Below are 6129 nucleotides of genomic sequence, written 5' to 3'. Positions count from 1 at the left end.
GTCTCCTGTGAAATACAGAGAAAAGGAAAAACAGAAACTTGCTGTTATAAATTAACAGAAAATAAATTGGGTACAATATGAAAAATTGTCTAATTTTAAATCGTACTAAAAAAGGGAAGCCTACAAGCTCATCATAACGTTTATTATCTATTGTAGTATAGGCTGGAAACTGGCTACGCAAGTGATTTTGGTCAAATGATAATAAGGCTTCCATTGGATAATCACTGGCCTTGAACAACTTCATGTAGTGATTAACAGTATTACGGGAGATACCTAATGTTAAACCTATATTGCGGTTACTATAGCCGTCCAGATGTAATTGAATAATTTGTTTTAAATCCATGGGATCAAGTTTATTTGCCATACTGCTAAATGCAGTAAGTTATTTATTCTTGATCTTTTTACATGGCACTATTTGAAACGATATTACAGAATTTTAACTGCAATACTGGCACAAATCAAACCGAAATAACTGGCACAATAACGCCGTTTTACCTGGCACAAGTCAATCCGTTATATCCAATTATTAGTTAATTTTATTTTTGAAGAAGAAAATATCTCATTTAATTTTATAATAGCAGAGATATTAAATGAATGCAACGATTCTTTCAAGCACGGAAATAAAAAACTAAATAATATAACTAGCACCTAAATTAGCACCTTGAAATAAAAACCCTTGTAAATCAAATATTTACAAGGGTTTTAGTGGAGCTGGAGGGATTCGAACCCTCGTCCATACAGGCAATACGTAAGCCTTCTACATGCTTAGCTTTCTATTTATTGTCGGGAAAAAGCAGTGAGAAAGCACACAACTTTTACCTTAACTTCTAAGATTTTCGTACCTCAGGCGAAGTTACTGAAGTCTTATTCCCGCATTTCTATATCCCATACTCAAACGCCGCAGGACAGGGCTTTTGTGGAATATCCTGCTTCCCTACTATTATTCGGGAAAATGCTTGAACCTACTATACTTCGGTTATTAAGCAGCAAGAGCAAACTCTTGGTTGCCAGCTAAAATTTTGTAGCAAGGGATTAAAGAGATCGCGCTACGGTTCTCTGCATGCTTACTTACCCATTGGCCCTGCTGTCGAAACCAGTCAGCCCCATGAATAAGAACGACAAAGATAATAAAATAAAAGTAAATAATATGATGGTATAACTCACTTTAGAGCTATAAATAAGTAAACCTACAGAGAGTCGAGTTACAAAACTTTTGCAAGACTCTTATTTAGAGTAAAATAAAATCGGAGAAAAGAACGATAAGGGTTGTTCGGTTATAAATCGAACACACTGGGGCGCCTTGTGATAAACATATCTTTAATCCACAGGGTAAAGGCTAACCCCAAATAGATGAGAAAAAATACGCCAGCGGTGGCAAAGGTTGAATAGATGAAAAATACCCTAAGTTTGGAAACAGGAATCCCTACTTTGGATCCCATGCGGGTTAAGACTCCAAACCATTTTCTCTCCATGTTATGTTTAAGATTATTAAGCATTTTTTAGCAACTGAAATCCAATACTGCAATTTAAGCATTTTTTTGTTCTGCAGAAAGTTTTATATTGGTACATAAAGGCTTGAGTTTGCAAAGCATTATCTAATTTGATACCTATATTTTTCCATTGTTTGGTGATATGGTTTATCTCAGCGGGTAGGCGCTGGTAGCTTTGCAAAATATCATCCACAACATCTTCAGATTTTTGAGCGTGAAAAAAAAATTGAAGTGGTAATATGCAGTTGATAAGTAAGAGATCGATAAATGGGGCGCTTAATTTTTTTTCTGATGATACAGAGGATATTTTCCCAAAGTTATAGTGAGTTTTCCAATAATCGGAGGCTGTAACGCTGGAGAGTATTTTGCGAATAAGCTGATCATCCTGATCCTGAATCATCGAAGAAAATAAATGTTGGTTAGAATATAAATCGACCAGTTGAGAAATTCTAATAGTAGGAAAATTGTTGGGACGTAGCTTATGAAACTTGGGTGAAATTTGCATCTGCGGTAATTGAAATTTAGATTGTAGAAAAGTAAATTCACGTTTCCATATTTGGGTTTGCAGATCTACAGGTTGTTCTAGCCATCCACAAAGTCCATAAAACAAGGCTTCCATTTGTAATTTGTGTTGGCGTATTTTCTGGATAATATTAAAATCTATACAAGAAGACAGTTGGTGAAAAACAGAAGCATTTATTTTTAGTCCGAACGCATAGGCCATTTGTTGAAAGAGGAGAGCTTCAAAATTATTTTTATTAAAATTCAAAACTTTTTGATAGTATAGTGTCTTGGCATTGAGTTTTTGAAGCAGGATTTCCTCTTCATATAGGAGGGGGATTTTTGAGGGATCAAAAATTGGTTGGCAAGGTATAAAAACATTCTCCTTACTGATCTTTTCATATAATTGCAATAAGTTTTCATCTATATAGTCCTTTAGGACAAGAGTAGGAACATTTTTGGCTTGTAGTGCTTTGATATCCCTATCGTGAATATAGACAACATGGAGGATGAGGTTATGATAAGCTTTGTCGGCTGTGTGATGGTGATGTTGCCAGTCCGAAGATTTAACATGTAGTTCTATATTGCCTGCGAGGATAGTGGTCCCTATTTTTATTTGGGCGCATAGGAAATCTGGCCCCGAATTGGCATTCCATTCACCAAAATTTAATATTTCTACAGTTTCTCCCTCTGTGGTTTGGAAAGTGGTATCACTAAATTTTTTATAATACCAGATATATTGTAAAAGTGCCTCATCCATTTTTGGTGTTTTTATTGGAAACTGAATTTACAAAAAATTAATTAAGTTATAGAAAGGGATTAGTATAATTCTATGGAGGCGATCTTTCAATTATAAAATCAGCATCCGGTCTATATTAAAACAAAGACCTGGCTTATGATACGACCCCAGTCCTTAAGAGAGGTATACTCATTATCATAAATATTCCTTTGGTTATTATACAGGTTGTGTAGATATTGCACAGATATCTGAGGGCAAAAATAGAGGAGGGCAGATCTATTAATTAAAACGTATCTAAAAAGATATTTTCGTTAAAAATCTTTAAGTAATTTGTTGTATAATAGCTTTTTTATATAAATCTTCATAGAGGGGCAAAATGTTGGAAATATCAAACTTCATTGCATTTTCTTTAGCATTAATTTTCATTTGGGCGAGGAGTTCCGGATCTAGGAAGAGCTTTTTGGTATATTCCACCATACTGTCTACATCTCCTATATCTGCTATAAAACCTGTGCTGGAATGTTTATTTACTTCTGGTAGCCCTCCCGCATTACTACTGATCACGGGTACACCTGCAGCCATAGCCTCTAGGGCGGCAAGACCAAAACTCTCTTGTTGGGAAGGAAGTATAAAAACATCCGCATAGGCTAAAATCTGATAGAGTTCGTTCACCTTACCCATTAATCTAATTTTTGGAATCAATGTGGGATGCTTTTCCATAAAGTTGTTGACACGTTCCATCTCGGGACCTTCCCCAATGATGATGAGACGAGTTGGTATTTCTTGCTGCACTTTTTTAAAAACTTCCAGTACATCCTCGATGCGTTTAACTTTGCGAAGGTTGGAGACGTGAATCATGATCTTTTCATGATCCTCTGCAAAATGTGATCTACAACAATTATTGAATGAAGTGAAAACGCCATTGTCGATAAAATTGTGGATAACTTTAATCTCTTTTTTGATGTCAAAATTAATATAAGTATCCTTCATCAGGCTTTCAGATACGGAGGTTACGAAATCGGACTTGTTAATAGAAAACTCTACCGATTTCTTGTAGCTGGGATGCTGGCCTACGAGTGTAATATCAGTGCCATGGAGTGTTGTAATAAGAGGCGTTTCTATACCATCATCTTTCAGCATTTGCTTAGCCATATAAGCTGCATAAGCATAGGGAATGGCATAATGGGCATGGATAATATCGAGTTTATAGATCTTGACTACATGATAAATAGTAGACGAGAGTGCAATATCATAGGGTTGATATTTAAATAGCGGATAGATTTCGACGTTAACTTTGTGAAAATAGATGTTGGGCTGCGTCATATTCAGTCGTGCAGGCATATTGGAACTCATAAAATGTACCTCATGTCCGTTATTCGCTAATAACATCCCCAGCTCTGTAGCCACAATTCCGCTTCCTCCATAGGTAGGGTAGCAAAGAATACCTATTTTCATAATCTATTTCTTATTTTTGTTTAAGATCTTGTCCCGCCCCATATTTCAATTGACTATTCAGGGAGACAGGGAGTCTACCTAGTATGCTGGATTGGCCTAAAAGGCCTTTTACTGTCGCCTTTTGCGAGTATTCGTTATTCTCATAAGAAACCAATACTGTCGGAATATTTTGTATATCGATATCCATTAAAGCATACGGGCTTCCGAATACATTGAGTATCACTCGATGATTGTGGGATAATTCAGTAAGAATAGATTTACTGGCCTCCGAAATTTTATAGGGTTTATAGGCTGTAGAATTATCTTTGTGGAAACCGATAATAACCTTAGCATTAGGCGGAATATCTCCAATTTCATTTGCCTTTTTTATTATAAGATTTGTGTGTTGGCTTAACTCGTCCTCAAAAGTTTGATAAGGTGCTTCTTCCAAAGGAACATAATAAACACTTTCTCCTTTTTGTAAAGGTAAAAGTTGCTGATCATTTTTTAAAAGTGTTAACGCATGAGCATACAATTTTTCAGAGAGTTGAGCATGTTTCTCATCGTTTAGATCCCGATCTATATTGAGGGGATTGACTCTCTTAAAATGTTGAAGTCCTAGTAAATATTTGGTTAAAAGAATCTTTTTTACGCTTTCTTCCACTCTAGATTGTGGGATCTCGCCCTGATCAATTGCCTGTTGAATAAGTTTTTTACCTTCTGATACGCCTTTTGAGAAGAGCATAATATCATTTCCTGCCGCAAAGGCTTTTTTATCTGCTTCACCAGGGCTATAGCGACGGGTTATAGCTCCCATATTTAGGGCATCGGTAATAATAATTCCTTTGTAGCCTAATTTTTTTTTCAATAAATCGGTCACAATAGGGTAGGATAGACTTGCTGGAACACCTGATCGAGCCTCTAAAGCTGGGACATAGAGATGAGCAACCATTACTCCCCCCACATTTTTATTGATGAGAGCTGTAAAGGGAGCCAGTTCGGTATTCATGAGTCTTTCGATATTATGTTTAACCACAGGAAGGTCCAGGTGGGAGTCCTTATCCGTATCACCGTGTCCTGGGAAGTGCTTAATCGAGGATAAAACACCATGATCTTGGAGTCCATTGCTGTAGGCAAGTCCCTTTCTAATGGTATTCTGTACATCCGATCCAAAAGAACGATTCCCTATAATTGGATTCATAGGATTGGTATTAACATCCACAACAGGTGCAAAATTCCAATTAATCCCCATTCTTTTAGCATCCACTGCTATTTGAGAAGCCATTTCATAAATGAGTTTTTCATTCTGAATAGCACCTAAAGTGATTGCCCATGGGAATTTATGAGCGGTCGCAATTCTTTGATATAAACCCCATTCCGCATCTATACCGATGAGTAGTGGAATCTTTGAGGAATTTTGAAATTCGTTGATTGACTCAATCTGATTTAAGGCATTGCCTTGCATAAGGATAATACCTCCTATTTTTTCCTGGAGAACAAGTTGACGTACGGAGTTGATATGTGTTTGGTCCTTGTCTGCATATAAATCTATGATAAAAAGTTGGCCCAACTTCTCATCCTGGCTTAAAGAGGAGTAGGTTTTATCTACCCAGCGGTAGGCTTCTTCTAATGTGGATTTGTTAATGTTTTTGGGGTGGTACTGTGAAAAGTAGAGCGGAGAAGCCAATACAAAAAGTAGAAAAAAAGAATACAAAAAACATTTGTTCATAATAAAAATATATAAACAAATCTACAAATATTTAGATAAAAACATAGAAGTTGTTTAAACTTATTTACACAAAAAGAGTTCCGAGAAAAATAGCAAATTTGAATTGCACATCAAATAACTAATAATCTGGAACTCATCAGCAAAGATAAAATAGAACAATGGATTTTACCTCATTTAAGCAAAGGAAAAAGAGAATTTTCGACGAGATATGATCTGGTAAAAATAATTCAGCTTAT

Annotated in this window: 4 protein-coding genes, 1 other RNA gene and 1 pseudogene; all 6 read right to left on the bottom strand. The window is 36.0% G+C overall.

Annotated features, from left to right (window positions below):
- Positions 1-364, bottom strand: a pseudogene (locus GNY06_RS06170) (helix-turn-helix domain-containing protein); the annotation flags it as partial.
- Positions 365-703: 339 nt separating this feature from the next.
- Positions 704-1105: a transfer-messenger RNA gene (gene ssrA / locus GNY06_RS06165) on the bottom strand.
- Between the two features lie 169 nt (positions 1106-1274).
- On the bottom strand, positions 1275-1496 hold the full coding sequence (locus tag GNY06_RS06160) for a PspC family transcriptional regulator (RefSeq protein ID WP_166519256.1): 222 nt from the start codon (positions 1494-1496) through the stop codon (positions 1275-1277).
- Positions 1489-2751: a DUF2851 family protein gene (locus GNY06_RS06155; RefSeq protein ID WP_166519255.1), complete on the bottom strand. Its 1263-nt coding sequence runs from the start codon at positions 2749-2751 to the stop codon at positions 1489-1491. The genes GNY06_RS06160 and GNY06_RS06155 overlap by 8 nt, the downstream gene beginning before the upstream one ends.
- A gap of 300 nt (positions 2752-3051) precedes the next feature.
- A complete protein-coding gene (bshA, locus tag GNY06_RS06150) occupies positions 3052-4185 on the bottom strand; it encodes an N-acetyl-alpha-D-glucosaminyl L-malate synthase BshA (RefSeq protein WP_166519254.1) in 1134 nt (377 codons plus the stop codon).
- A gap of 10 nt (positions 4186-4195) precedes the next feature.
- On the bottom strand, positions 4196-5893 hold the full coding sequence (locus GNY06_RS06145; protein WP_166519253.1) for a glycoside hydrolase family 3 protein: 1698 nt from the start codon (positions 5891-5893) through the stop codon (positions 4196-4198).
- Positions 5894-6129: the final 236 nt, after the last annotated feature.

The sequence above is a fragment of the Elizabethkingia argenteiflava genome, assembly GCF_009904105.1.
Classification (GTDB): domain Bacteria; phylum Bacteroidota; class Bacteroidia; order Flavobacteriales; family Weeksellaceae; genus Elizabethkingia; species Elizabethkingia argenteiflava.
The sequence above is the reverse complement of the archived record's forward strand: the minus strand, read 5'-3'. Positions and strand labels throughout refer to the sequence as shown.